This is a genomic window from Streptomyces sp. NBC_00335 (assembly GCF_036127095.1).
Lineage (GTDB): Bacteria > Actinomycetota > Actinomycetes > Streptomycetales > Streptomycetaceae > Streptomyces.
This window is the reverse complement of the sequence record NZ_CP108006.1, coordinates 6,843,962-6,867,610: the sequence shown is the minus strand read 5'-3', so window position 1 is coordinate 6,867,610 and position 23,649 is coordinate 6,843,962. Positions and strand designations below refer to the sequence as shown.

The window sequence follows — 23,649 nt, the reverse complement described above, 5'->3', positions numbered from 1 at the left end:
CGCGGGTGTCCAGCTCCGACATCTTCATCGGCGAGACCATCGGTACCGCCCTGCTCACCCTGCTCGGTGGCGGCGTGTGCGCCGCACTGACGCTCAAGAGCTCCAAGGCCCGGGGCGCCGGCTGGCTCGCGATCACCTTCGGCTGGGGTTTCGCCGTCCTGATCGCCGCCTACGTCTCCGCGCCGCTCTCCGGTGCGCACCTCAACCCGGCGGTCACCGTCGGCATCGCGATCAAGGACGGCGCCTGGGGCGACGTGCCGGTCTACTTCGCCGGCCAGCTGCTCGGCGCCATGATCGGCGCGGTGCTGATGTGGCTCGCCTACTACGGCCAGTTCCGGGCGCACCTGGCCGACCCGGAGCACATCCGTGACGCCAAGCTCGGCCCCGAGGACCCGCACCCGCACGACGTGGCCGGCCCGGTGCTCGGGATCTTCGCCACGGGCCCCGAGATCCGCAACGTCGTCCAGAACCTGACGACCGAGATCATCGGCACCGCCGTCCTGGTCCTGGCCATCCTGACCCAGGGCCTGCAGGACGACGGCAAGGGCCTCGGCGTCATCGGCGTCCTGATCACCTCGTTCGTCGTCGTCGGCATCGGCCTCTCGCTCGGCGGCCCGACCGGCTACGCCATCAACCCGGTCCGCGACCTCGGCCCGCGCATAGTCCACTCCCTGCTGCCGCTGCCCAACAAGGGCGGCTCGGACTGGAGCTACTCCTGGATCCCGGTGCTCGGCCCCCTCGCGGGCGCCGCGCTCGCCGGCGGTCTGTACAACATCGCGTTCGCCTGATCAGCAATCGGCACCACGGCACCTCCCGCACCGCCATTCTGATTCCGCCTACTTCGACACCTGCCAGGAGCAGCCACCATGACCACCAGCACCGGCCCCTTCATCGCCGCGATCGACCAGGGCACCACCTCCTCCCGCTGCATCGTCTTCGACCGTGACGGCCGCATCGTCGCCGTCGACCAGAAGGAGCACGAGCAGATCTTCCCGAAGCCGGGCTGGGTCGAGCACGACGCCACCGAGATCTGGAACAACGTCCAGGAGGTCGTCGCCTCGGCCATCGCGAAGGCGGAGATCACCGCGGCGGACGTCAAGGCCGTCGGCATCACCAACCAGCGCGAGACCACCCTGCTGTGGGACAAGAACACCGGCGAGCCGGTCCACAACGCGCTGGTCTGGCAGGACACCCGCACCGACGCCCTGTGCAAGGAGCTCGGCCGCAACGTCGGCCAGGACCGCTTCCGCCGCGAGACCGGCCTGCCGCTGGCGAGCTACTTCGCCGGACCCAAGGTCCGCTGGCTGCTCGACAACGTCGAGGGCCTGCGCGAGCGCGCCGAGGCCGGGGACATCCTCTTCGGCACCATGGACTCCTGGGTCATCTGGAACCTCACCGGCGGCCCCCAGGGCGGTGTGCACGTCACCGACGTCACCAACGCCTCGCGCACCATGCTGATGAACCTGCACACCCTGGCCTGGGACGAGAAGATCGCCGAGTCCATGGACGTGCCCCTCAACGTCCTCCCGGAGATCAAGTCCTCCGCCGAGGTCTACGGCCACGTCAAGGAGGGCGTCCTCGCCGGCGTCCCGGTCGCCTCGGCGCTCGGCGACCAGCAGGCCGCGCTGTTCGGCCAGACCTGTTTCGCCGAGGGCGAGGCGAAGTCCACGTACGGCACCGGAACGTTCATGCTGATGAACACCGGCGACAAGATCATCAACTCCTACAGCGGCCTGCTGACCACCGTCGGCTACCAGATCGGCGACCAGAAGCCGGTCTACGCGCTGGAGGGCTCCATCGCCGTCACCGGCTCGCTCGTCCAGTGGATGCGCGACCAGATGGGCCTGATCAAGTCCGCGGCCGAGATCGAGACCCTGGCCTCCTCCGTCGAGGACAACGGCGGCGCGTACTTCGTGCCGGCCTTCTCCGGCCTGTTCGCCCCGTACTGGCGCTCCGACGCCCGCGGCGTGATCACCGGCCTCACCCGGTACGTCACCAAGGCGCACATCGCCCGTGCCGTCCTGGAGGCCACCGCCTGGCAGACCCGCGAGATCACCGACGCCATGACCAAGGACTCGGGCGTCGAGCTCGCCGCCCTCAAGGTCGACGGCGGCATGACCTCCAACAACCTGCTGATGCAGACGCTCTCGGACTTCCTGGACGCCCCCGTGGTGCGCCCGATGGTCGCCGAGACCACCTGCCTCGGCGCCGCCTACGCCGCCGGCCTGGCCGTCGGCTTCTGGCCCGACACCGACGCCCTGCGCGCCAACTGGCGCCGCGCGGCGGAGTGGACCCCGCGGATGCCCGCCGAGCAGCGGGATCGCGAGTACAAGAGCTGGCTCAAGGCCGTGGAGCGGTCCATGGGCTGGGTCGATGACGAAGACGCCAGCTGACCGCACAGCGGCGCAATCGACGAGCAAGTAGGAGTCAACGGACATGAGCACCCTGCAGAGCGTTCCCACCCTGGGTACGCACCCGACCGCCGGTTCGAACGCGAGCCGCGCCGAGACCCGTGAGCAGCTGGCGAAGGCCACGTACGACCTGCTGGTCATCGGCGGTGGGATCCTGGGCACCTCGGTGGCCTGGCACGCCGCGCAGTCGGGTCTGCGGGTCGCCATGGTGGACGCCGGCGACTTCGCCGGCGCCACCTCCTCGGCCTCCTCCAAGCTCGTCCACGGCGGCCTGCGCTACCTGCAGACCGGTTCGGTCAAGCTGGTCGCCGAGAACCACCACGAGCGCCGGGTCCTGGCCAAGGACGTGGCCCCGCACCTGGTCAACCCGCTGACCTTCTACCTCCCGGTGTACAAGGGCGGTCCGGTGGGCGCGGCGAAGCTGGGCGCGGGCGTGTTCGCGTACTCGGCGCTCTCGGGCTTCGGCGACGGCATGGGCAAGATCATTTCTCCGGCCCGTGCCGCCGCCGACAACCCGGGTCTGAAGACGGACAACCTCAAGGCCGTGGCCGTCTACTACGACCACCAGATGAACGACTCGCGCGTCGCCGTCATGACGGTCCGCGCGGCCGTCGAGTCGGGCGCGGTCGTCCTGAACCACGCCGAGGTCACCGGTCTGCGCATGACGCGCGGCCGGGTCTCCGGCGCCGAGCTCAAGGACCGCCTGGACGGCACCGAGTTCGGCGTGGACGCCCGCGTCGTGCTGAACGCCACCGGCCCGTGGGTGGACCACCTGCGGCGCATGGAGGACAAGCACTCGATGCCCTCCATCCGGCTGTCCAAGGGCGCGCACATCGTGATGAAGCGCAAGTCGCCGTGGAAGGCCGCCATGGCCACCCCGATCGACAAGTACCGCATCACCTTCGCCCTGCCGTGGGAGGACCAGCTGCTGCTGGGCACCACCGACGAGGTGTACGAGGGCGACCCGGCGGACGTGCGGGCCACCGAGGGCGACATCCAGCAGATCCTGAACGAGGCGGCCTTCTCGGTGAAGGACGCCGATCTGGACCGCTCGCTGATGACGTACGCCTTCGCGGGCCTGCGCGTGCTGCCCGGCGGCCCGGGCGGGGTGGAGAAGGCCAAGCGCGAGACGGTCGTCTCCGAGGGCGCGGGCGGCATGCTGTCGGTGGCCGGCGGCAAGTGGACCACGTACCGGCACATCGGCCGCGTGGTCATGGACAAGCTGGCCAAGCTTCCCGGCAGCCCGCTGACCGAGGACATGGAGCCGGTGAAGTCCCTCGTACGACGGATCGCGCTGCCCGGTGTCGCCAACCCCAACGCGGTGGCGCACCGGCTGCTCGTGGACCGCGAGCCGGGCTCCCGGATGGACCCGCTGACCGCGCGGCACCTGGCCTCGCACTACGGCTCGCTGGCCTTCGACATCGCGCGCCTGGCGAACGAGGACCCGGCGCTGGCCGAGCGGATCCACCCGGACGGTCCGGAGATCTGGGCGCAGGTCGCCTACGCCCGTGACAACGAGTGGGCCGAGACGGCCGACGACGTGCTGCGCCGCCGTACGACGGTGACGGTGCGCGGTCTGGACAGCGCCGAAGTGCGCGGCCGCGTCGAGGAGATGCTGGCCGACAAGGCATAAGCGGTGTCGTGAACGGGCAGAGGGGCGGTTCCAGGGGGAACCGCCCCTCTGTCGTGGGCTGTGGCCGGTGCCTCTTCAAGGCTTAGGCTGACCCACGTACACAAGGGAACTTCGGAAGGAGACCTGGGTGATCGAGCTTGAGGGCGTGCCCGAGCTGATCGACCCGGTCATGGTGGCCGCGTTCGAGGGCTGGAACGACGCGGGTGACGCGGCCTCCGGTGCGGTCGCACACCTGGACCGGGAGTGGAAGGGCGAGGTCTTCGCGGCTCTGGACGCCGAGGACTACTACGACTTCCAGGTCAACCGGCCGACGGTGTGGCTGGACAACGGGGTACGGAAGATCACGTGGCCGACGACCCGGCTTTCGGTGGTCAGGATCGGCGGGACCAAACCGCGCGACCTGGTGCTGGTGCGGGGCATCGAACCGTCCATGCGGTGGCGTTCGTTCTGCAACGAGATCCTGGGCTTCGCCCACGAGCTGGGCGTGGAGATGGTCGTCATCCTGGGGGCACTGCTGGGCGACACCCCGCACACCCGTCCGGTGCCGGTCAGCGGGGTGACTTCGGACGCGGATCTCGCGCGGACGATGGACCTGGAGGAGACCAAGTACGAGGGCCCGACCGGGATCGTGGGCATCCTGCAGGAGGCCTGCACCCATGCCGGGGTGCCGGCGGTGTCCCTGTGGGCGGCGGTGCCGCACTACGTGTCCCAGCCGCCGAACCCGAAGGCGACCCTCGCGCTGCTCAACCGGCTGGAGGATCTGATCGACATCCGGATCCCGCTGGGCGAACTCCCGGAGGACGCGCGGGCGTGGCAGCTGGGCGTGGACCAACTGGCCGCCGAGGACAGCGAGGTGGCGGAGTACGTCCAGACGCTGGAGGAAGCGCGGGACACCGCCGACCTGCCGGAGGCCTCCGGGGACGCGATCGCCCGGGAGTTCGAGCGGTACCTGCGGCGGCGTGATCCTTCCGCCGCGCCGGATCCGGGCGACGGGTCGTACCTGCGGGACACCTCCGGCGGGCTGCCCCGGGCGCCGAAGCGCAAGCCGGAGTCGTCCGGGTCCGGGGACGAGCCCCCGGGCTCTGCGGCGGCCTCGCCGGACGAGGACGAGGCGCCTCCGGAGGCGTAGCCGGGTGGTGGGGCGGGGCAGGGGATTTTCTCCCCGCCCCGCCCTTTCGCCGTTTCCCGGGGCTCCGCCCCGGACCCCGCTCCTCAAACGCCGGAGGGGCTGGAATTGCCTGACGGCAATCCAGCCCCAAATCCAGCCTCGCCGGCGTTCGAGGCGCGGGGGTCCGGGGGCGGAGCCCCCGGCCGCGGCACCGCAGGTATTACAGGGCCACGCCCAGCAGGGCATCCACCGTGCGGGACACCAGGCCCGGGGCCGACTCGTCGTCCCCGTCGGAGACGAGCTGCCGCTCGACCCAGCGGTCCACCGCCGCGAGAGCAGCAGGCGCGTCCAGGTCGTTGGAGAGGGCCTCGCGGACCTCCTCGACCAGGGCGTCCGCCGGGATGCCGTCGGGGCGGGAGACGGCCGCGCGCCAGCGCTCCAGGCGGGTCACCGCCTGGGCGAGGACCTCGTCGGTCCACTCCCAGTCCGCGCGGTAGTGGTGCGAGAGCAGGGCCAGGCGGATCGCCGCCGGGTCCACGCCCGCCCGCCGCAGGGCCGATACGAAGACCAGGTTGCCCTTGGACTTCGACATCTTCTCGCCGTGCAGCGCGACCATCCCGGCGTGTACGTACGCCTTGGCCATCGGGAACTCGCCCGTCAGGACCTGGGCGTGCGAGGCGCCCATCTCGTGGTGCGGGAAGGCCAGGTCGGAGCCGCCGCCCTGGATGTCGAAGGTCATCCCCAGGTGGTCCAGGGCGATGGCCACGCACTCGATGTGCCAGCCGGGCCGGCCGCGGCCCAGCGAGCCGCCGTCCCAGCTCGGCTCGCCCGGGCGGGCCGCCATCCACAGCATCGGGTCGAGCGGGTTCTTCTTGCCCGCCCGGTCCGGGTCACCACCGCGCTCGGCCGACAGCAGCCGCATCGCCTCGGCGTCCAGGTTGGACACCTTGCCGAAGTTCGGGTCGGACTCCACCGAGAAGTAGACGTCGCCGTCCAGCTCGTAGGCGGCGCCGGCGTCCCGCAGCCGCTCGACCAGCGGCACGATGCCGGGTATGGCCTCGACGGCGCCGATGTAGTGCTGCGGGGGGAGCATCCGCAGGGCGGTCATGTCCTCGCGGAAGAGGGCCGTCTCGCGTTCGGCGAGCTCGGTCCAGTCCTGGTTGTCGCGCAGGGCCCGCTCCAGCAGTGGATCGTCGACGTCCGTGACGTTCTGGACGTAGATGACCTGCCGCTTGGTGTCGAGCCACACGCGCTGCACGAGGTCGAACGCGTTGTAGGTCGCCGCGTGACCGATGTGCGTCGCGTCGTACGGGGTGATCCCGCAGACGTAGATACGGGCGACGGGACCGGGGGCGAGGGTGATCGTCCCTTGGGTCGCGGTGTCGTGGATCTGGAGGTCGCGGCCCTTGCCAGGAAGGGCGGGGACCTCAGAAGCGGGCCAGGCATGCATGCGTCGAGCCTAACCGGACGGGTGTTCCGAAAACGAACCGGACCTGCACTGTTGTCCTGATCGGCACTCTTGCGCCATGGCCGGTTCTGTGCGTGTGTCACCCTGCGGACCCCGGCCCGGTCAGACGGGCGGCCAGGGGATCGCGGGCCACTGCCCCGAGGGCTGCGGATGCTTCCCGGTGCGCAGCAGCAGGGCCACGCGGGCCCGTACGGCGGCCAGCTCGGCGGTGGTGACCAGTTCGGCCAGTCGGGTGGCGAGGGGCTGCCCTGCGGCCAGGGCGGCCTCCAGGGCGGTCAGTACGGATCCCGCTTCCTCGGTCAGCGGCTCCCCGGCCCAGCCCCAGAGCAGGGTGCGCAGCTTGTCCTCGGTGTGGAAGGTCACTCCGTGGTCGATGCCGTAGAGCCGTCCGTCGGGGGCGGGCAGCAGGTGGCCGCCCTTGCGGTCGCCGTTGTTGATCACGGCGTCGAGGACGGACATCCGGCGCAGCCGTTCGTCGTCGGCGTGCACGAGGAGCGCGGTGCGGCCCTCGCCGACCTCGGCGAAGGCGACGGGCTTCCAGCCCTCCCCCGCCTCCTCGCCGTCCACGAGCGCGAGCAGTTCCGCCTCGGGGGACTCCCCCGTTTCGATCCACTGCTGGACCATGCCCTCGCCGTACGGTCCGTCGCGCAGCACGGTCGGGGGCACCAGCCCCCAGCCGGTGGCCTCGGAGACCAGGTACGCGGCGACCTCGCGCTGGGCGAGGTTCCCGTCGGGGAAGTCCCACAGCGGGCGTTCGCCCTTGACCGGTTTGTACACGCAGTCGGTGCTGACGCCCCCCTGCGTGACGGTGCACATCAGGACGGCGTTGGACGCCTCCCGGATCCGGCCGACGACGGTGAGTTCCCCGTGGGCCAGCAGTGCTTCCCTTTGCGCCGTTCCCCCCGTCGCGTTCACGCCTGGCGCCGGTAGCCGTTCTGGCGCGGGCAGACGTGCCCTTCGGGATCCAGCGGGAGGCTGCACAGCGGGCACGGCGGGCGGCCCGCGTTGACCACGTCCAGGGCCCGCTTGGTGAAGGCCCGGGCCTGGGCGCCGGTGAGGCGGACGCGCAGCATCGGCGGCCCGTTCTCCTCGTCCTGGAGCAGTCGCTCCTCCGCCTCGGCGAGGTCCTCCTCCGAGTCGGCGTCGAGCTCCACCAGGGCCTGCGCCTCGACGATCATGCGCTGGTCCTCGCCGTCCCAGGCCAGGGCCATGGTGCCGACGCGGAACTCCTCCTCGACGGGGACGTCGAGGGGGGCGGTGTCGGTCGCCTCGGCGGGGGCAACGGCCGGGACGGGGGCATTGCCCCCGGTGCGCCGTACGACCTCGTCCAGCAGTTCTTCCATCCGTTCCGCGAGCGCCGCCACCTGGGTCTTCTCCAGGGAGACGCTGGTGACGCGGGGGCCGGTGGAGGCCTGCAGGAAGAACGTACGGCGTCCAGGCAGGCCGACCGTGCCGGCCACGAAACGGTCCGGGGGGTCGTAGAGGAACACCTGACGGGGCACGTCCAGTCTCCAAGCGTCGGCGGCAGGGGCAGGGCTGCGCCCATGGGTTGGCCCGTCCACCCTACTGCGCCGTTCGATCACACCGCGCCCGCACCGCCCCCTACGACCGCTTCGCCGCCCGCTTCCGCGTCCCCTTGGGCCGCCGCGGCGTCCGGCGAAGCGCTTTCGCGGGGCGCGAAGGAGGCGAAGTCGCCGGTGTCGCCGAGCCGGAGCAGGAAGGGGCGGGTCGGCGTGTAACGGATGGCGGTGACCGAGCAGGGGTCGACGTGGATGCGCTGGAAGAGGTCCAGGTGCATGCCGAGGGCGTCCGCGACGAGGGACTTGATGATGTCGCCGTGCGAGCACATCAGGAACACGGCGTCGGCGCCGTGCTCCTCCTCGATCCGCGCGTTCCAGTCGCGGACGGCGTCCACGGCGCGGGCCTGCATGGCGCGCATGGACTCGCCGCCGGGGAAGGCGGCGGCCGAGGGGTGCTGCTGGACGATGCGCATCAGCGGTTCTTCGGACAGTTCGGAGAGTTTGCGGCCCGACCAGTCGCCATAGTGGCACTCGCCGATCCGCTCGTCGGTGTGCAGCGCGAGACCGGGCCGGGCCGCCAGCAGCGGCGCCAGGGTCTCGCCGCACCGCTCCAGCGGGCTGGTGACGGCCGCGGCGAGGGGCACGGCGGCGAGCCGCCCGGGCAGCGCGGCGGCCTGTGCGGCTCCGTGCTCGTCGAGCCTCACCCCCGGGGTCCATCCGGCGAGCAGCCCTGCGGTGTTGGCGGTGGACCGCCCGTGTCGTACGAGGATCAGCGTGGCCATGGCAGAAGGGTAAGCGGTGTCGCCGGCGTGCGGTCGGGGCCGGGGCAGGGAACAATGCGCGAGTGATTGTGGACTGCGCCATGTACCGCGAAGGCCGCCGCTCCGAGGCGCCCGACGACTTCTCCGATGCCCTCGACGAGGCGCGGGCCACCGGCGACGCCTTCCTCTGGGTCGGCATGCACGAGCCCACGGAGAAGGAATTCGAGCACGTGAGCCAGGAGTTCGGGCTGCACCCGCTGGCGGTGGAGGACGCGCTGACCGCGCACCAGCGGCCGAAGATGGAGGTCTACGACGATTCGCTGTTCGTGGTCCTCAAGCCGGTGATGTACGACGACTCCTCGGACACGGTGACCACGGGCGAGCTGATGGTGTTCATCGGCGACTCCTTCGTCGTCACGGTCCGGCACGGCGAGGGTGCCGCGCTGGCCGCCGTGCGCCACCGGCTGGAGCAGGATCCCGAGGTGCTCAAGCACGGCCCCACGGCGGTGCTGTACGCGGTCTCGGACGCGGTGGTGGACCACTACATCGAGGTGGCCGCGGAGCTGCAGGCGGATCTGGAGGAGCTGGAGGCGGAGGTCTTCTCGCCCAATCCCTCGGACAGCAAGAACACCGCCGCCCGGATCTACGGGTTCAAGCGGCAGGTCCTGGAGTTCCGCCGGGCCACGAGTCCGCTGCTGCAGCCGATGGACCGGCTGGCCTTCGGGAACGTGCCGTTCGTGCACGAGCACGCCCAGCCGTTCTTCCGCGACGTCGCCGACCACCTGACGAAGGCGAACGAGTACATCGAGGGCCTGGACCGGCTGCTCTCGGACGCGCTGGCCGCACACCTGGCGCAGATGGGCGTCCGGCAGAACGACGACATGCGCAAGATCTCGGCCTGGGCGGCCATGGCGGCGGTCCCGACCATGGTGGCGGGGATCTACGGGATGAACTTCGAGCACATGCCGGAACTGACGCACCGCTGGGGCTATCCGCTCGTGCTGCTGGTGATGGCGGTCATCTGCGTGGGCCTGCACCGGATGTTCAAGCGCCGCGGCTGGCTCTAGGCGGGGCACAGGGTCGGGGGCTCTAGGCGAACTCGGGCGCCGAGGTCGGTGCGCCGCCCAGCGGGTTGCTGCGCTCCGGCGGGCGCAGGTCGACCATCCGGCGCCAGCCGCTGAACCGCTCGTACGCGTAAGCCCCGCGGATCCCGGCGGCCAGCGCGGCCGCCTTCGGCGCGGGCCAGCCCAGCAGGCGCCCCATGTGGCCCATGACGGCCAGGCTCACGTCCCGGTAGACGGCGATCTCGGCGAGCGCGCACTCGCGCAACACCCGGTGGATGGTGCGGCCGTGGCCGGCCCGGGCGAGGCGGAGCAGTTCCTCGTGGCAGTAGGCCAGGTGGTTGTCCTCGTCCGCGCCGATCATGCGGATGGCCTTGCCGAGCTCGGGGTCGCTGCCGAAGTACCGGACGAGCATGACCATCTGGTCGGCGGCGCGCTGTTCGGTGACCCGGCTGTGCGCGAGGTAGACGACGATGTCCTCCTCGCTCAGGGCCCGCTCGCCGCGCAGCTTCTCGTGGCTCAGGCCGATGCCGCGCCGCTCCAGCAGCATCGTGTAGTCGGTCTCCGGCGGGACGGGCACGGGGGGCAGGCCGCGCTTGCGGAGCAGCGCGTTGAAGATCCGGCCGTGTTTGTCCTCGTCGGCGCCGTGCCGGGTGATCTTGGGCGCGAGGTCGCGCATGGAATCGGGCACCAGGGCCGCGATCCGGGCGTTCTCCCAGCCGCCCTGGGACTCGCCGCCGGCGGCGATGGAGCAGAACAGCTGGAAGGAAGCGTCGTGGTCGACGATTTCCCGGAACAGACTGCGCGCAGAGAGCATGTGTCGAGTCAAGGGCCGATTCGCGGGCCGGGCAACCGGGTGCGGCGTACGACTCGGCCGAATGAACGACCGCGACCGGTGGCGCCGGGGGCGTAACCCGGCGGGCACCGCGCGCGTTGTTGGCTGTGTCGGCCGTGGCGGGGAAGACCCCCCGAGCCCCCACCACGGCCGCAGACTTCTCCTTCTTCACGCCGCCCTCGCAGGTCCCCCCGGACCGGCTTCGGGCGGCTGCGCCGGACTCCGTCCAGCGGAAGGGGTCAGGCCAGGCCGGCGAGCTCCATGGCCTCGACGCCGGCCCGCAGGGCGGCGGTCCGCTCCTCCAGGGTGAAGCCGGCCGGGGCGAGCGTCAGGGTGGTGACCCCGGCCTCCGCGTAGGCCCGCATCCCGTCGGCGATCCGCTCGACCGGGCCCAGCAGGGTGGTGGAGTCGATCAGCGAGTGCGGGATCGCGGCGGCCGCGCCCTGCTTGTCGCCGGACAGGTACTTGTCCTGGATCTCGGCGGCTTCCTTCTCGTAGCCCATGCGCTGGGCCAGCTGGTTGTAGAAGTTCTGCTTGCGGCTGCCCATGCCGCCCACGTACAGGGCGGTGTACGGGCGGAACATGTCCGCGAGCCCGGCCACGTCATCGCCGAGGGCCAGCGGCACGGTCGGGCAGACGTCGAAGCCGTCCATCGTCAGCCCGGCCTTCTCGCGGCCCGCCCGGATGTGGGTGAGGGCGGTGGCCTCCAGGTGCTCGGCGGCCGGGAAGATCAGCAGGGCGCCGTCGGCGATCTCGCCGGTCTGCTCCAGGTTCTTCGGCCCGATGGCGGCGATGTAGAGCGGGATGTGCTCGCGCTCGGGGTGCACGGTCAGCTTGAGCGGCTTGCCCGGGCCGCCGGGCAGCGGCAGCGTCCAGTGCTCGCCCTCGTAGGACAGGCGCTCGCGGGTCATCGCCTTGCGGACGATCTCCACGTACTCGCGGGTCCGCGCGAGCGGCTTGTCGAACTTCACCCCGTACCAGCCCTCGGAGACCTGGGGTCCGGAGACCCCGAGGCCGAGCCGGAAGCGGCCCTTGGTGAGGGAGTCGAGGGTGGCGGCCGTCATGGCCGTCATGGCGGGCTGGCGGGCCGGGATCTGCAGGATGGCCGAGCCCACGTCGATGCGCTCGGTCTGGGCGGCGACCCAGGCGAGCACGGTCGGCGCGTCGGAGCCGTAGGCCTCCGCGGCCCAGCAGACGTCGTAGCCGAGGCGGTCGGCCTCCTGCGCGACGGCCAGGTTGTCGGCGTCCATGCCAGCGCCCCAGTAGCCGAGATTGATGCCGAGCCGCATAAGTCGTCCCCTTACCGGTTTACCGATCAGTAACGTAGGTCTGCGGGGACTGTAGCGCGCCCGGGTGCCGCGCGTCAGTGCGGCAGTAGTCTCAGCCCTCATGGAGCAGAGGCATCTCGGCCGCACCGGACTGCGCGTCTCCCGGATCGGTCTCGGCACACTGACCTGGGGCCGGTCGGCGGACGGACCGGACGAGGCGGAAGCGGCCGCGCAGTTGAAGACGTTCTGGAACGCGGGCGGCACGCTCGTGGACACCGCCGACGTGTACGGCGGCGGGGAGGCGGAGTACCTCCTCGGGCAGTTGATCGGTTCCGTGGTCCCGCGGCGGGATCTGGTGATCGCGACGAAGGCGGGCGGTGTCGCGGACCCGGACCGTCGCTTCGACGCCTCGCGCGGCCATCTCCTCGCCGCCCTGGACGACTCGCTGGCCCGTCTGGACACGGACTACGTCGACCTCTGGCAGGTCCACGCCTTCGACCCCTGGACCCCGCTGGAGGAGACCCTCCAGGCGCTGGACATCGCGGTGAGCAGCGGCCGGGCGCGGTATGCGGGCGTGTCGAACTTCAGCGGCTGGCAGCTCGCGAAGGCGGCGACCTGGCAGCTCGCGGCGCCGGGGGTACGGACCCGGCTGGCGTCCACGCAGATGGAGTACTCCCTGCTCCAGCGCGGCGTGGAACGGGAGGTGCTCCCGGCCGCGCTGGACCTGGGCCTGTCCCTCCTCCCCTCCTCCCCCCTCGGCCGGGGCGTCCTGACGGGCAAGTACCGGTCCGGCACCCCGGCGGACTCCCGGGGCGCCTCCGAGACCCTGGCCGCGTTCGTGGACCCTTACCTGGACGAGCCGGCGAGCCGGATCGTGGACGCGGTCGCGACGGCCGCGCACGGCCTGGCGGTGACCCCGCTCCAGGTGGCCCTGGCCTGGGTCCGCGACCGGCCCGGGGTGGCCGCGCCGATCGTCGGCGCGCGCACGTCGGCGCAGCTCGGGGCAGCCCTGTCGGTGGAGGCCCTTAGTCTTCCGGAGGAGATCCGCCAAGCGCTGGACGACGTCTCGGCGCCCGTCCACCGCTACCCCGATCAGGACTGGAGCACTTTGTGAGCGACACCGCCGCCGCGGCAGAACCGGCCGACCCGGCCCGGGAGCACGCCCCCGCCGCCGCGGAAGCCGACCAGGCCCCGGAGCCCGGCGAGGCCGAGGCCACGGACGCCACCCAGTCCGACGCCCCCGAGGCGGAGCCCACCCCGTCCGCGGAAGCGGAAGCCGGGGCCACGGCAGCCGCGCCGTCCGGCGAAGCGGAGGACGGTGACCCGGAGGCTGAGGCCGCGCCGTCCGGCGAACCCGAGGACGCGGAGGCCGCGCCGTCCGGCGAAGCCGGGGACGGCGACGCAGAGGCGGAAGCCGTGCCGTCCGGCGAAGCCGGGAGCGGGGGGCCGGGGGCGGAGCCCCCGGTTTCGGGAAGGGGCGGGGTGGGGGAAAGCCCCGCAGGGCCCACCACCACCGGCACGGAAGCGGACGCGGACGCGGAGTCGGAGGCGGAAGCCGCCGACGGGGCCGGCGGGGACGCCGGCACGGAAGCGGCCGCCGAGGCCAAGCCCCAGCTCAGCGAGGCCGCCGCGGAACTGGCCGCCCAGAAGATCGAGCGGGAGCGCATCGCCCGCCGCAAGGCGGAGCGCGAAGCCCCCGTAGAGGCCGGTGCCAAGCTCAGCGGCACGGCCGCCGACCTGCTGGCCGCCGTACGGGCCGTGGAGAGCGGCGCCAAGCCCCCCGCCGTGTTCGACGCGCCCCCGGCGCCCCGCCGGCCGGAGCCCGCCCCAGCGCCCACCCCGGCGCGCACGCCCACACCCGCACCCACACCCGCACCGGCGCCGCAGGCAATGGCACCGGCCCAGTCCCACCCCACCCCCTCCCCCGACGCCGTCCAGGCGATCCGGACCGTCCTGGCCAGGGGCGGAGCCCCCGAGACCCTCGCCCCGCAGACCTTCGCCGCCCTCGGCGAGGACGCCGCCGCGCAGCTCGCCGAGTCCCCCTGGCGGCTGCTGGCCGTCGCCGGGGTCCGCCCGACCCAGGCCGACGGGTTCGCCCGCGCCCTGCTCGGCGCCGAGGCGACCGGCCCCGGGGACGAGCGGCGGGCCGCCGCCCTGGTGGGCTGGCTGCTGGCGCAGGCCGCCGCCAAGGGGCACACCGTGCTGGAGGCCCCCACCCTGGAGTCGGCCCTCGCCCAGTACGGCGTCCCGGACCCCGCGGAGGCTCTGGAGGCGGCCGTCGGCGAGGGAGCTGCGCTGGCTTTCGAGGAGCCCGTCGGTCCTCCCGTAGGCGAGGACGAGGAACAGCCCGCACGGATCCTGGTGGGCCTGGAGGGCTCCGCCATGGCCGAGGAGAGCCTCGCCGAGGGCCTGGCCCGGCTCGCCAACACCTTCACGGACCCGGCCGATTGGGACAAGGCCGCCACCGGCACCGGCGCCGAGCTGATCCGCGCCGCCGCCGGGCACGGCCTGGTCACCCACACGGGTGGGGAGGCCGCCCGCGCCGAACCCCGCGCACTGCTCGCGGCCGCCCGGGAGTTCGGCCTGCGGGCCTGCCTGGCCGCGCACGCCCCGGCCGAGGGGTCCGTCACCGTGGCGGGCCTGCTGGCCGGCGCCGAGGGCCCGGGGCGGGACGCGGACGGGCAGTTCGCGCTGGACCTGCTCATCGTCCTGGACGCCCCGCAGCTGGACGTGGAGACGGCCGCCGCGCTGGTGGAGTCCGTCCCCGACGGCGCCCGCCTGGTGCTGTCCGGCGACCCCGCGGTGCTCGGCTCCGCCGGTGCCGGCCGGGTCTTCGCCGATGTGCTCGCGGCCCGCGCCTGCCCCCAGCTCGTCTCGCGGATCCCGGACCCGGGCCCGATCGGCGAGCTGGTCTCGGGAGTCGGCGTCGGGGAGCTGAACCAGGTCGACGCCCCCGGCAAGGAGGTCGTCATCGTCCCGGTCCGCGACGCCGGGGAGGCGGTGCACCGCACCGTGCAGCTGGTCGCCGAGTCGGTGCCCCGCGCCTTCGGGATCCCGGCGGACGCCGTCCAGGTGATCACCCCGGGCCACGGCGGCCCGGCGGGCACCCGCGCGCTCAACGCGGCCCTCAAGGAGCGGCTGAACCCGGGCCCCGGCCGGTTCGGCGGCTTCGACCCCGGTGACCGGGTGGTCCACGTGCCCTCCGCCGGGCGGGCGCTGCCGGCCCGCGTGGTGTCGGCCGACGCGCAGGGGCTGCACCTGGCCGGAGCCGCGGGCGCGCGGATCGTCGTACCGAAGGAGCGGGTGGAGTCCCAGGTGCGGCACGGCTGGGCCGTGACGGCGCACCAGGCCGTCGGCTCCCGCTGGCCCGCGGCGGTCGTCGTCCTGCCCGGTGACGCGGCTCAGGCCCTGTCGCGGGACTGGGTGTACACGGCCTTCAGCCGGGCCGAGCGGCACCTGTCGGTGGTGCACGGGGTGGACCAGGCGCTGCCGCGCGCGGTCGCGGAAGTACCGGCGAAGCCCCGTACGACCCGGCTGGCGGGTCTGCTGCAGGCGCTCGTGGCCTCGGCGGCGGAGCCCCGCTGACGGACGCGCCGCGGCCCCCGTCCCGGGTGGGACGGGGGCCGCGGCGCGTTCCCGTACGAGGGGTCGTGCGGGGCGGGGTCAGGCCGGGGTCAGACCCCGCTCGGCCGGCGCGCCGTCCTCGGCCCCCTCGCCGCCCTCGGCGTATTCGCCCTCGTCGGTGTCTTCGGCGTATTCAGCGTCTTCCTCGTCGAAGACCGAGCTGACGTCGAACCGGTGCATGACGTCCTGCGGATCGATGTGCGCGAAGGGCGTGCCGAGCCACTCCCCCGGTTCCGCGACCTCTTCCGAAGCGGCGATCCACAGGGTGGAATCCCCCTCCTCCAGCCCGAAGTCCTTGGCGCGGGAGGCGATTTCGTCGGGCTCGTACTCGCCGAAGAGAACGCCGAGCGCGTCGGCGGTGCCGCCGTCGTGGTCGAGTTCGGCCTCGCGGTCGTGCGCGACGACGCGTTCGGCCTGGGCGATCAGGCGGGCCGGCTCGACGACGGCGTAGTCGCGGCGGATGAGAACGCTGAAGGCGGCGGGTTCGGCGGGGCCGGTGTACGGGAGCCCGTCCTCGGGAGTGGGGATCTCGAACGGGGTGACCTCGTCGTAGCGGTCGTAGAGGAGTTCGTCGTACTCCTCGGCGGCGGCGGCGAGTTCGTTGAACGCGGCGTAGACGTCCGGATCATCGTCCCCGATCCTGCTCTCGACCGCGGCGAGGTGACGGTCGAGCGCGGCCTTGACCGCCTCGGCGGCGGCGCGTACCTCGGCAACAGTGGGCAGAGCGGCATCAGACATAGTGCTGACGCTATCCGTAGCGGGGCTCTGCCCGCACGCAGAATGCGAGTGAGTTCCCGGACACCGGCCGCTCAGGAGCGCAGTGCCGCCTGCGGGTCCGTGTTCAGGCCGTCGGCGCATCCCAGCATGAGGGAGTCCATGCGGGGCTGGTCGGGGTAGAGGTCCCGCAGGACGTCGGCCTTCCTGCACTGCGCCATGTCGTCCACGTAGTCGTTGTTGACCTTCACGTAGTGGCGCTGCCCCCAGTTCCACCCGCGCCGGTACGCGTCCACGAGCGGTCCGGCCTCGGCGGCTTGGGTCACGGTCACGGTGGGAATCGGCTGAGTACCGGTGGAGCAGCCGGTGGCTAGGGCAGCTATGCAGACGAAGGCGGCGGCTTGGATTCTCAACTCGGTCCCGTTCGTGATCGTGGTCCTGGTGTCGGTGGCCACTTCAGCACGTCCGGGCCCGTTGCCGCGCTCGGTGTTCAGCCTGTGAACAAGGGGCCGCCGCCCGGTACATGCGCTTCACGGGCGAGCCCTTGACACCCCGAGCAGAATGGATGCGATGTCGGAATACGAATTCGTCGACCTGTACGTGCCCCGCGGGGTTCCACGTCAGGAAACGACCCGCCTGCTGACCGAACACGCCGAGTACGGGCATTGGGAGCTCGACCGGCTGACCCTGCTTCGGGACGGCAGTCGCCGTGTGCGACTGCGCCGCCGGATCATCCGTCAGGTCCGCGCGACCTGGTGACGCGAACCCCGGGGCGGGGCCCGCGTCCCGAGGAACCGTCAGGCCGCGCTGCGTGCCCGGCGGTAGAGCACGGCGCCGGCCAGCAACATGCCCGCGGCCAGGGGTACTCCGGCGGTGATGACGTCACCGGAGCCGGTGGCGGCGAGTCCCCCGGCCGGGGTTGAACCGTTTCCGATGCCGGTACCGGTGCCGGTCCCCTGGGCGGGGTGCGTCACCGGGGTCACCGATCCGGTGCCGGGTCCGGCGGGAGTCCCGGGCTGCTGCCCGGCACCCGGGCCCCCGGGAGTGCCCGGACCGCCGGGGTTGTCATCGTCGCCGGGCCCACCGGGGTTGCCGTGGTTCCCGGGCCCGTCCGGATTGCCGTTGTCCCCAGAGCCGCCGGGGTTGCCCTGGTCGCCCGGACCGCCCGGGTTGCCCTGGTCGCCCGGACCGCCGGGGTTCTCGTGGCCCCCGGGCCCGCCCGGGTTGCCGTGGCCCCCGGGCCCGCCCGGGTTGCCGTGGTCCCCGGGCCCGTCCGGGTGTTCCGGGTGCCCCGGGCCGGTGTCCTCGTCGCACGGTTCGTGCGGGTCACCCGGGTGGTCCGGGTGCTGGGGGTGCTGCGGATGTTGCGGGTGTTGTGGGTGCTGCGGGTGTCCGGACCGGTCCGGAAGGTTCGCGCAGCGGTTTCCGAAGGCCGGGTTCAGGGCCCCCACCACCGTCACCGTGTTCCCGCAGGCGTTCAGCGGCGCGTCCACGGGTGCCTCGAGGGCGTTCCCGGACAGCAGTCCCGGTGAGTGTGCGGCGCGGCCCCCGGCGCCGGAGTCCGCGTGTGCGTAGCCCCCTCCGAGCGCGAGCAGACCCCCCGCGGCCGCCATGGTGATCAAGGTCTTCCTGCCGGTGACCTGTACCTGTCGTCGCATCTGTACTTCATCCCCTGGTGTGTGCGTCGTGCACGCTCACACACGTGCACGCCCGGTCGGCGCACGGGCCGCACAGGCTCCCCCGCCCGGCACGCCGAAAGATCGTCATCGGGCCCTCAAAACCCGGCAGCCCCGGAGCGCTGGAATGCGCTCCGGGGCCGAGAACTTCAGAAACGTCAGGCGTTGACGCAGGTGTTGCCGAAAGCCGGGTTCAGCAGACCGATCACGGAGATCGTGTTACCGCAGACGTTCACGGGAACGTGGACCGGAACCTGGACGACGTTGCCGGACAGGACACCGGGCGAGCCGATGGCCGCACCCTGCGCACCCGCGTCGGCGACAGCCAGACCCGCACCCGCGAGAACCAGACCACCGGTGACAGCCGCAGCGGCGGCAACCTTCTTGAGCATTGTTCCTCCTAGTAGGCAAGCGCGGTCCCAGCCGCGGACCGCACCACCTGTAACGAGGAGGGATCACCGGGGCTACGAGCGTATGAGTGCATTCACTCTTCTCAGTGGTTTCCGCACACCTTCCCGATTCCCGGGCGTTAGCTACGCCCCGTTGCGCCCGTGCCCCCTCAGGACTCGTCGATGAACCGGTCGAGCACCCGCACGCCGAACTTCAGACCCTCCACCGGCACCCGCTCGTCCACCCCGTGGAACATGCCGGCGAAGTCCAGCTCCGGCGGAAGCTGGAGCGGGGCGAAGCCGAAGCAGCGGATGCCGAGGTCGTCGAAGGACTTCGCGTCCGTACCGCCGGAGAGCATGTACGGGACCGCGCGGGCGATCGGGTCGTGCGCCTTCAGGGCGGTCTGCATGGCGTCCACGAGCTTGCCGTCGAAAGCCGTCTCCAGCGCCTTGTCCGCGTGGACGTCCTCGCGCTTCACGCGCGGCCCGAGGATCCGGTCGAGGTCGGCGAAGAACTCGTCCTCGTAGCCCGGCAGGAAGCGGCCGTCCACGTGGGCGGTGGCCTGGCCGGGGATGACGTTGACCTTGTAGCCGGCGCCGAGCATGGTCGGGGCGGCGGAGTTGCGCAGGGTCGCGCCGACCATCTTGGCGATGCCGCCGAGCTTGGCGAGCGTGGCGTCCATGTCGTCCGGGTCGAGCGGGGTGCCCAGCGCGTCCGAGAGCTCGTCCAGGAAGTGCCGGACGGTCTTGGTGACCCGTACGGGCCAGGTGTGGCGGCCCAGGCGCCCCACGGCCTCGCAGAGCTCCGTGATGGCGTTGTCGTTGTTGGTCATGGACCCGTGGCCTGCGGTGCCCTCCACCGTCAGGCGCATCCAGTGCATGCCCTTCTGGGCGGTCTCCACCAGGTACAGCCGCAGGTTCTCGTTCACGGTGAAGGAGAAGCCGCCGACCTCGCCGATCGCCTCCGTCACCCCCTCGAAGAGGTCGGGGTGCTTGTCGACGAGGTACCGGGCGCCGTAGGTGCCGCCCGCCTCCTCGTCGGCGAGGAAGGCCAGCACGATGTCGCGCGGGGGCTTGCGGCCGCTGCGCATGCGGTCGCGTACGACGGCCAGCGTCATCGCGTCCATGTCCTTCATGTCGACCGCGCCGCGGCCCCACACGCAGCCGTCCGCGATCTCGCCCGCGAAGGGGTCGTAGGTCCAGTCGGCCGCGTTGGCCGGGACCACGTCGGTGTGCCCGTGGATCAACAGGGCCGGCCGGGAGGGGTCCTCACCCTCGATCCGCGCCACGGTCGAGGCGCGCCCCTTGTGCGATTCGAAGATCTGCGGCTCCAGCCCGACCTCGGCGAGCTGCTCGGCGACCCACTCGGCCGCCTTGCGTTCGCCGGGCCCGGAGTGGTCCCCGTAGTTGCTGGTGTCGATCCGGATGAGGTCCCGGCAGAGGTCGACGACCTCGTCCTCGCCGGAGACGGTCCTGCCCGCGCCCGATTCGCTCACGCTGCTTCCTCCCACTGATCAGTACCGAACTGACTCCATCCTCGCCCTCCGGGCCGCTTCTCCCAAGGGCGATCCCCGGCCGCCGGGGGGTGTGATCGAGGACCCCGGAATGTTTGGTAATGTTTTCCACGTCGGAACGGCCCGCGAGGGACGCGAGACAGACACCTTGTCCGGGTGGCGGAATGGCAGACGCGCTAGCTTGAGGTGCTAGTGCCCTTTATCGGGCGTGGGGGTTCAAGTCCCCCCTCGGACACCAAGCGAAAACCCCACTTCACGTGGGGTTTTCTGCGTTTGGGGGAGCATCGCGTGGCGGGCCGCGCGGGTCCGGTTCGGGATATTCTGTGCCGGTGAACGAGAATCTTCCCCCTTGTCCGAAATGTTCCTGCGAGTACACCTACGAGATGAACGCGCTCGTGGTGTGCCCCGAGTGCGGTCACGAGTGGGTGCCCGCCGAGAGCGACGCCGAGAGCGGTGGGGACGCCGGCGAGCAGGTCGTGAAGGACGCCGTCGGGAACGTGCTGAACGACGGCGACACCGTGACCGTCGTCAAGGCGCTCAAGGTCAAGGGCAGCCCCTCGGGGATCAAGGCCGGCACCAAGGTGCGCAACATCCGGCTCATCGACGGGGTCGACGGGCACGACATCGACTGCAAGATCGACGGCTTCGGGGCCATGCAGCTGAAGTCCAGCGTGGTCAAGAAGGCCTGAGCTGCGCTGTCACGCGCGAGGTAACGACGAGAAGGGGCCCCGCCGCGGCGGGGCCCCTCTTCGTGCGTCCCGTACGGGGTCAGTCGCGCGGGGCCGGGATCGCGGCCCCGGCCGGCTCCGACTCCGCCGCCTGGTCGAGGCGGAAGGCCTCGTTGCCCAGGCCGATGCGGGCGTGCACCGCGGGGCGGCCGGAGCGCAGGAAGAGGCCGTACGCCAGGCCCACGACGGCGGCGGCGGCGATGATGCCTGGCAGGGCCCAGCTCAGCGCGGAGCCCTCCTCGGCGCCGACCAGGACGCCGAAGTCCTTGACCGTGTAGACGGCGATGGCGAGCAGCGCGAGGCCGGCGAGGCCCGCCGCGGCGAGCCGCCAGAGCTGGGCGCCGGCGGTGCCGCGGCGGACGAAGAAGGCGATGACCGCGAAGGAGGCGGTGGCCATGAGGAGGGTCACGCCGAGGGCGCCGACGCTGCCCATCCAGGTGAACAGGTGCAGGACGGGCACGGTGGGGTCGCCGGCCGGGGTGTCGTCGGTGAAGGCGAAGGCCAGGACGACCACGACGGAGATCACGGTCTGCAGGAGCGAGCCGGTGGCGGGCGCGCCGGTGCCCGCGTTGGTGCGGCCGAAGGCGGCCGGGAGCAGGCCCTCGCGGCCCATGGCGAAGGCGTAGCGGGAGACGACGTTGTGGAAGCTGAGCATCGCCGCGAACATGCCGGTCACGAAGAGGATGTGCAGGACGTCGGTGAAGGTGGCGCCCAGGCGGCTCTCGGTGAGCTGGAAGAGCAGGCCGGGTCCGGCCTCGGCGGAGGCCTTGACCACCTCGCCGGGGCCGGTGGCGACGCTGAGGGCCCAGGCGCTGAGGGCGAAGAAGAGGGCGACGAAGCCCACGGCGAGGAACATCACCCGGGAGACCACGATGTGCGGCTTGCTGGTCTCCTCGGCGTAGACCGGGGACTGCTCGAAGCCGACGAAGGCGGCGATGCAGAAGCACAGGGCGGTGCCGAGGCCCGCGCCGGTGAGGGTCTCGGGGTTGAAGGCGTGCAGCGAGAGGCCCTCGGGGCCGGGCTTGCCGAGGGCGGCGACGTCGAAGACGACGACGAGGAGGACCTCGATGAGCAGGAGGACGCCGAGGACCTTGGCGTTGAGGTCGATCTTGAGCCAGCCGAGTGCGCCGGTGAGGGCGACGGCGGCCAGGGCCGGTATCCACCAGGCGAGTTCGGTGTCGAGGTAGGTGGCGAAGAGGCCGGAGATCTCGAAGCCGAGGATGCCGTAGACGCCGACCTGCATGGCGCTGTAGGCGACGAGGGCGACGAACGAGGCACCGGCTCCGGCGGTGGGGCCGAGCCCGCGCGCGATGTAGGCGTAGAAGGCGCCGGCGTTGTGGACGTGCCGGCTCATCTCGGCGTAACCGACGCTGAAGAGGGCGAGGACGGCGCCGAGGATCACGAACAGCAGGGGCTGTCCGACGATGCCCATGACCCCGAAGGTGGTGGGCATGACGCCCGCGACGACCATCAGGGGCGCGCTCGCGGCGAGCACGGAGAGCAGCAGGCCGGCGGTGCCGAGGCGATCGGCGCGCAGGGCGCGGTCCTGGCCCTTGTACGTACGGATCTCGGCCTGGCCGGCCGGGTCGGTGAGCGTGGTGGATCTGCCCGTCGGCATGGCGGGGTGTCCTTTCGGGGCGGGGACGGAGCGGTGCTTGGCTGAGCGGCTGAGCGGTACTTGCTGGGCGGTACTTGCTGGGCGGTACGTGGCCGAGCGGTACTGGCCGGGCTGCGCCGACCGGGGTGGAGTCGGCCGATCTGGGGTCAGGCGGTGCCGAGCGCGGCGCTGCGGGCGGCGAGGAAGGCCTTGTGCGGGTCGAGGTCCGGGTAGGACCACGGGGCCTGGGTGGCGTGGCTGCCGATGCGCTGGAAGAGGGCGGCGGCCTCGGCGGGGCGGCCCTCGCAGAGCTTGGCGTGGGCGAGGAAGTTGAGGTCCACCCGGTTGCGGGGGTGGTCCTCGCGCTCCCACTCCAGCCACCAGTCGAAGGCTGCGCGCAGCACCTGCCGGGCGCGGCGGCCGGACCAGTGCTCGACCCCGGCGTCGGGGGCGTGGCCCTGTCCGGCGGCGAGGACGCGGTAGCGCTCGGCGTGGGCGATGACGGGGAGGACGGCGAGCGGGGAGTCGGCCGGGGATTCCTCGGCGGCCCAGGCGGCGAAGTCGTAGACCTCGTGGAGCGGGTCGCGGCCTGCGGCGGGGGCCCGCTCGGCCAGCCGGGAGACCATCAGGTGGTGGGCGTGGTGGTGTTCGCGGTGGCGGGCCCGGACCTGGTCGAAGTGGCGGCTGAACTCCTCTTCGGTGCCGAAGGCGCGGGTGAGGAGCAGCAGGCCGAGCCAGGGGGTGGGGTCGGCCGGGAGCAGGACCGCGGCGCGGCGGCAGGCCTCCTCGGCGGCCTCGGGGGTGCCCTTGCGGCGCAGGGCGGCGAAGACGGCCGCGCAGGCGAGGAGGGTGACGGCGTCGGCGCTCTCCGGTTCGGCGAGCAGCCACTCGCGCGCCCACGCGGTGGCGGCCGGGGTTTCGGCGAGGACGACGAGGCGGTGCCCGCGGCGGTCCCAGTCGTCACCGGTGGCGACGAGCAGGGTGCGCGCCTTGGCCCAGCGGCCCTGGGTGAACTGTGCGCGGACGTCGACGAGTTCCGTGTCGCAGAGGGCGGAGTCGAAGAGCTGGGCGTCCCGCTTGCGGGCGCGGCCGAGGGGCGGCGGAGGGGGCGGCATCCGCGGGATTCCCTCCAGGACGCGGGCAGTTGGACGGTGTGGCCGGAAGATCACGCACAGCAAAGCGGTACGCACAGCTCCGCGTCAAGGTCCAGTCCACTGCGTGGCTAGTTTCAACTGGTCTTTTCGACAGGTGAGTTGACGTGGTTGTTCCGGTTCGTGGCAGGTTGTCGGCAGGGCGCGCCCCTGTTCGGGCCGGCTCGCGCGCAGGACCGTAGGGTGGGATC

The 23,649-nt window shown here is 72.2% G+C and carries 22 protein-coding genes and 1 tRNA gene; 10 read left to right on the top strand and 13 right to left on the bottom strand.

Annotation, left to right across the window (positions count from 1 at the left end; all coding sequences use genetic code 11):
• The first annotated feature begins 5 nt into the window (after nucleotides 1–5).
• From OHA37_RS31165 to OHA37_RS31150, 4 genes are all read left to right on the top strand, one after another.
• Nucleotides 6–788 carry an MIP/aquaporin family protein gene (locus OHA37_RS31165; RefSeq protein WP_266910116.1) on the top strand — a complete coding sequence of 261 codons (783 nt, stop codon included), beginning with the start codon at nucleotides 6–8 and terminating at the stop codon, nucleotides 786–788.
• Between the two features lie 78 nt (nucleotides 789–866).
• Nucleotides 867–2,393, top strand: a complete 1,527-nt coding sequence (gene glpK, locus OHA37_RS31160) for a glycerol kinase GlpK (RefSeq protein ID WP_266910114.1) — start codon at nucleotides 867–869, stop codon at nucleotides 2,391–2,393.
• Between the two features lie 43 nt (nucleotides 2,394–2,436).
• On the top strand, nucleotides 2,437–4,044 hold the full coding sequence (locus OHA37_RS31155; RefSeq protein WP_266910112.1) for a glycerol-3-phosphate dehydrogenase/oxidase: 1,608 nt from the start codon (nucleotides 2,437–2,439) through the stop codon (nucleotides 4,042–4,044).
• A gap of 127 nt (nucleotides 4,045–4,171) precedes the next feature.
• Nucleotides 4,172–5,173, top strand: coding sequence for a PAC2 family protein (locus tag OHA37_RS31150; RefSeq protein ID WP_266910110.1), 1,002 nt, complete (start codon nucleotides 4,172–4,174; stop codon nucleotides 5,171–5,173).
• 199 nt (nucleotides 5,174–5,372) lie between these two features.
• On the opposite strand, the gene mshC is transcribed toward OHA37_RS31150, so the two are convergent.
• The 4 genes from mshC to OHA37_RS31130 all read right to left on the bottom strand — a co-directional run bounded on the left by mshC (nucleotide 5,373) and on the right by OHA37_RS31130 (nucleotide 8,922).
• Nucleotides 5,373–6,602, bottom strand: coding sequence for a cysteine--1-D-myo-inosityl 2-amino-2-deoxy-alpha-D-glucopyranoside ligase (gene mshC, locus OHA37_RS31145; RefSeq protein ID WP_266910108.1), 1,230 nt, complete (start codon nucleotides 6,600–6,602; stop codon nucleotides 5,373–5,375).
• 120 nt (nucleotides 6,603–6,722) lie between these two features.
• Nucleotides 6,723–7,535: an SCO1664 family protein gene (locus OHA37_RS31140; RefSeq protein WP_266910106.1), complete on the bottom strand. Its 813-nt coding sequence runs from the start codon at nucleotides 7,533–7,535 to the stop codon at nucleotides 6,723–6,725.
• Nucleotides 7,532–8,122 (bottom strand): DUF3090 domain-containing protein, encoded by a 591-nt coding sequence (locus OHA37_RS31135; RefSeq protein WP_243333987.1) that lies wholly within the window; start codon nucleotides 8,120–8,122, stop codon nucleotides 7,532–7,534. The genes OHA37_RS31140 and OHA37_RS31135 overlap by 4 nt, the downstream gene beginning before the upstream one ends.
• 77 nt (nucleotides 8,123–8,199) lie before the next feature.
• Nucleotides 8,200–8,922 (bottom strand): histidine phosphatase family protein, encoded by a 723-nt coding sequence (locus OHA37_RS31130; RefSeq protein WP_266910103.1) that lies wholly within the window; start codon nucleotides 8,920–8,922, stop codon nucleotides 8,200–8,202.
• Between the two features lie 62 nt (nucleotides 8,923–8,984).
• Here OHA37_RS31130 and corA point away from each other — a divergent pair, with 62 nt between their 5' ends.
• Nucleotides 8,985–9,968, top strand: coding sequence for a magnesium/cobalt transporter CorA (gene corA, locus OHA37_RS31125; protein ID WP_323182377.1), 984 nt, complete (start codon nucleotides 8,985–8,987; stop codon nucleotides 9,966–9,968).
• Nucleotides 9,969–9,990: 22 nt separating this feature from the next.
• On the opposite strand, the gene OHA37_RS31120 is transcribed toward corA, so the two are convergent.
• Both OHA37_RS31120 and OHA37_RS31115 read right to left on the bottom strand, forming a co-directional pair.
• Nucleotides 9,991–10,779, bottom strand: coding sequence for a ferritin-like domain-containing protein (locus OHA37_RS31120; RefSeq protein ID WP_266910101.1), 789 nt, complete (start codon nucleotides 10,777–10,779; stop codon nucleotides 9,991–9,993).
• A 257-nt stretch (nucleotides 10,780–11,036) separates the two neighbouring features.
• On the bottom strand, nucleotides 11,037–12,086 hold the full coding sequence (locus tag OHA37_RS31115; protein ID WP_266910099.1) for an LLM class F420-dependent oxidoreductase: 1,050 nt from the start codon (nucleotides 12,084–12,086) through the stop codon (nucleotides 11,037–11,039).
• A gap of 100 nt (nucleotides 12,087–12,186) precedes the next feature.
• Between OHA37_RS31115 and OHA37_RS31110 the strand changes: the two genes are divergently transcribed.
• Nucleotides 12,187–13,179 carry an aldo/keto reductase gene (locus OHA37_RS31110; protein WP_266910097.1) on the top strand — a complete coding sequence of 331 codons (993 nt, stop codon included), beginning with the start codon at nucleotides 12,187–12,189 and terminating at the stop codon, nucleotides 13,177–13,179.
• 302 nt (nucleotides 13,180–13,481) lie between these two features.
• A complete protein-coding gene (locus tag OHA37_RS31105) occupies nucleotides 13,482–15,650 on the top strand; it encodes an ATP-binding domain-containing protein (protein ID WP_443046341.1) in 2,169 nt (722 codons plus the stop codon).
• Nucleotides 15,651–15,728: 78 nt separating this feature from the next.
• Here the strand turns inward: OHA37_RS31105 and OHA37_RS31100 are convergent, their stop codons facing one another.
• Together OHA37_RS31100 and OHA37_RS31095 are read right to left on the bottom strand one after the other, a co-directional pair.
• Nucleotides 15,729–16,427: a hypothetical protein gene (locus OHA37_RS31100; protein ID WP_266910093.1), complete on the bottom strand. Its 699-nt coding sequence runs from the start codon at nucleotides 16,425–16,427 to the stop codon at nucleotides 15,729–15,731.
• Between the two features lie 71 nt (nucleotides 16,428–16,498).
• Complete coding sequence (locus OHA37_RS31095) at nucleotides 16,499–16,735, bottom strand: hypothetical protein (protein ID WP_266910091.1); 237 nt, start codon at nucleotides 16,733–16,735, stop codon at nucleotides 16,499–16,501.
• 238 nt (nucleotides 16,736–16,973) lie between these two features.
• Here OHA37_RS31095 and OHA37_RS31090 point away from each other — a divergent pair, with 238 nt between their 5' ends.
• Entirely contained in the window at nucleotides 16,974–17,162 is a 189-nt protein-coding gene (locus OHA37_RS31090; RefSeq protein WP_250740335.1) for a DUF5703 family protein, read from the top strand.
• Nucleotides 17,163–17,200: 38 nt separating this feature from the next.
• On the opposite strand, the gene OHA37_RS31085 is transcribed toward OHA37_RS31090, so the two are convergent.
• The 3 genes from OHA37_RS31085 to OHA37_RS31075 form a co-directional block, all read right to left on the bottom strand.
• Nucleotides 17,201–18,061: a chaplin gene (locus OHA37_RS31085; RefSeq protein WP_266910088.1), complete on the bottom strand. Its 861-nt coding sequence runs from the start codon at nucleotides 18,059–18,061 to the stop codon at nucleotides 17,201–17,203.
• A gap of 176 nt (nucleotides 18,062–18,237) precedes the next feature.
• On the bottom strand, nucleotides 18,238–18,471 hold the full coding sequence (gene chpH, locus OHA37_RS31080; RefSeq protein ID WP_250740333.1) for a chaplin ChpH: 234 nt from the start codon (nucleotides 18,469–18,471) through the stop codon (nucleotides 18,238–18,240).
• A gap of 167 nt (nucleotides 18,472–18,638) precedes the next feature.
• Nucleotides 18,639–19,964 (bottom strand): M20/M25/M40 family metallo-hydrolase, encoded by a 1,326-nt coding sequence (locus OHA37_RS31075; protein WP_266910084.1) that lies wholly within the window; start codon nucleotides 19,962–19,964, stop codon nucleotides 18,639–18,641.
• Between the two features lie 168 nt (nucleotides 19,965–20,132).
• On the opposite strand from OHA37_RS31075, the gene OHA37_RS31070 reads away from it, so the two are divergent.
• Both OHA37_RS31070 and OHA37_RS31065 read left to right on the top strand, forming a co-directional pair.
• A tRNA-Leu gene (locus OHA37_RS31070) sits at nucleotides 20,133–20,220 on the top strand.
• Nucleotides 20,221–20,311: 91 nt separating this feature from the next.
• Entirely contained in the window at nucleotides 20,312–20,671 is a 360-nt protein-coding gene (locus OHA37_RS31065) for a zinc ribbon domain-containing protein YjdM (RefSeq protein ID WP_266910082.1), read from the top strand.
• 79 nt (nucleotides 20,672–20,750) lie between these two features.
• Here OHA37_RS31065 and OHA37_RS31060 read toward each other — a convergent pair whose 3' ends face one another.
• Both OHA37_RS31060 and OHA37_RS31055 read right to left on the bottom strand, forming a co-directional pair.
• Nucleotides 20,751–22,328, bottom strand: coding sequence for an APC family permease (locus OHA37_RS31060; RefSeq protein ID WP_266910080.1), 1,578 nt, complete (start codon nucleotides 22,326–22,328; stop codon nucleotides 20,751–20,753).
• Nucleotides 22,329–22,474: 146 nt separating this feature from the next.
• A complete protein-coding gene (locus OHA37_RS31055) occupies nucleotides 22,475–23,422 on the bottom strand; it encodes a hypothetical protein (protein ID WP_266910078.1) in 948 nt (315 codons plus the stop codon).
• Nucleotides 23,423–23,649 lie beyond the last annotated feature (227 nt).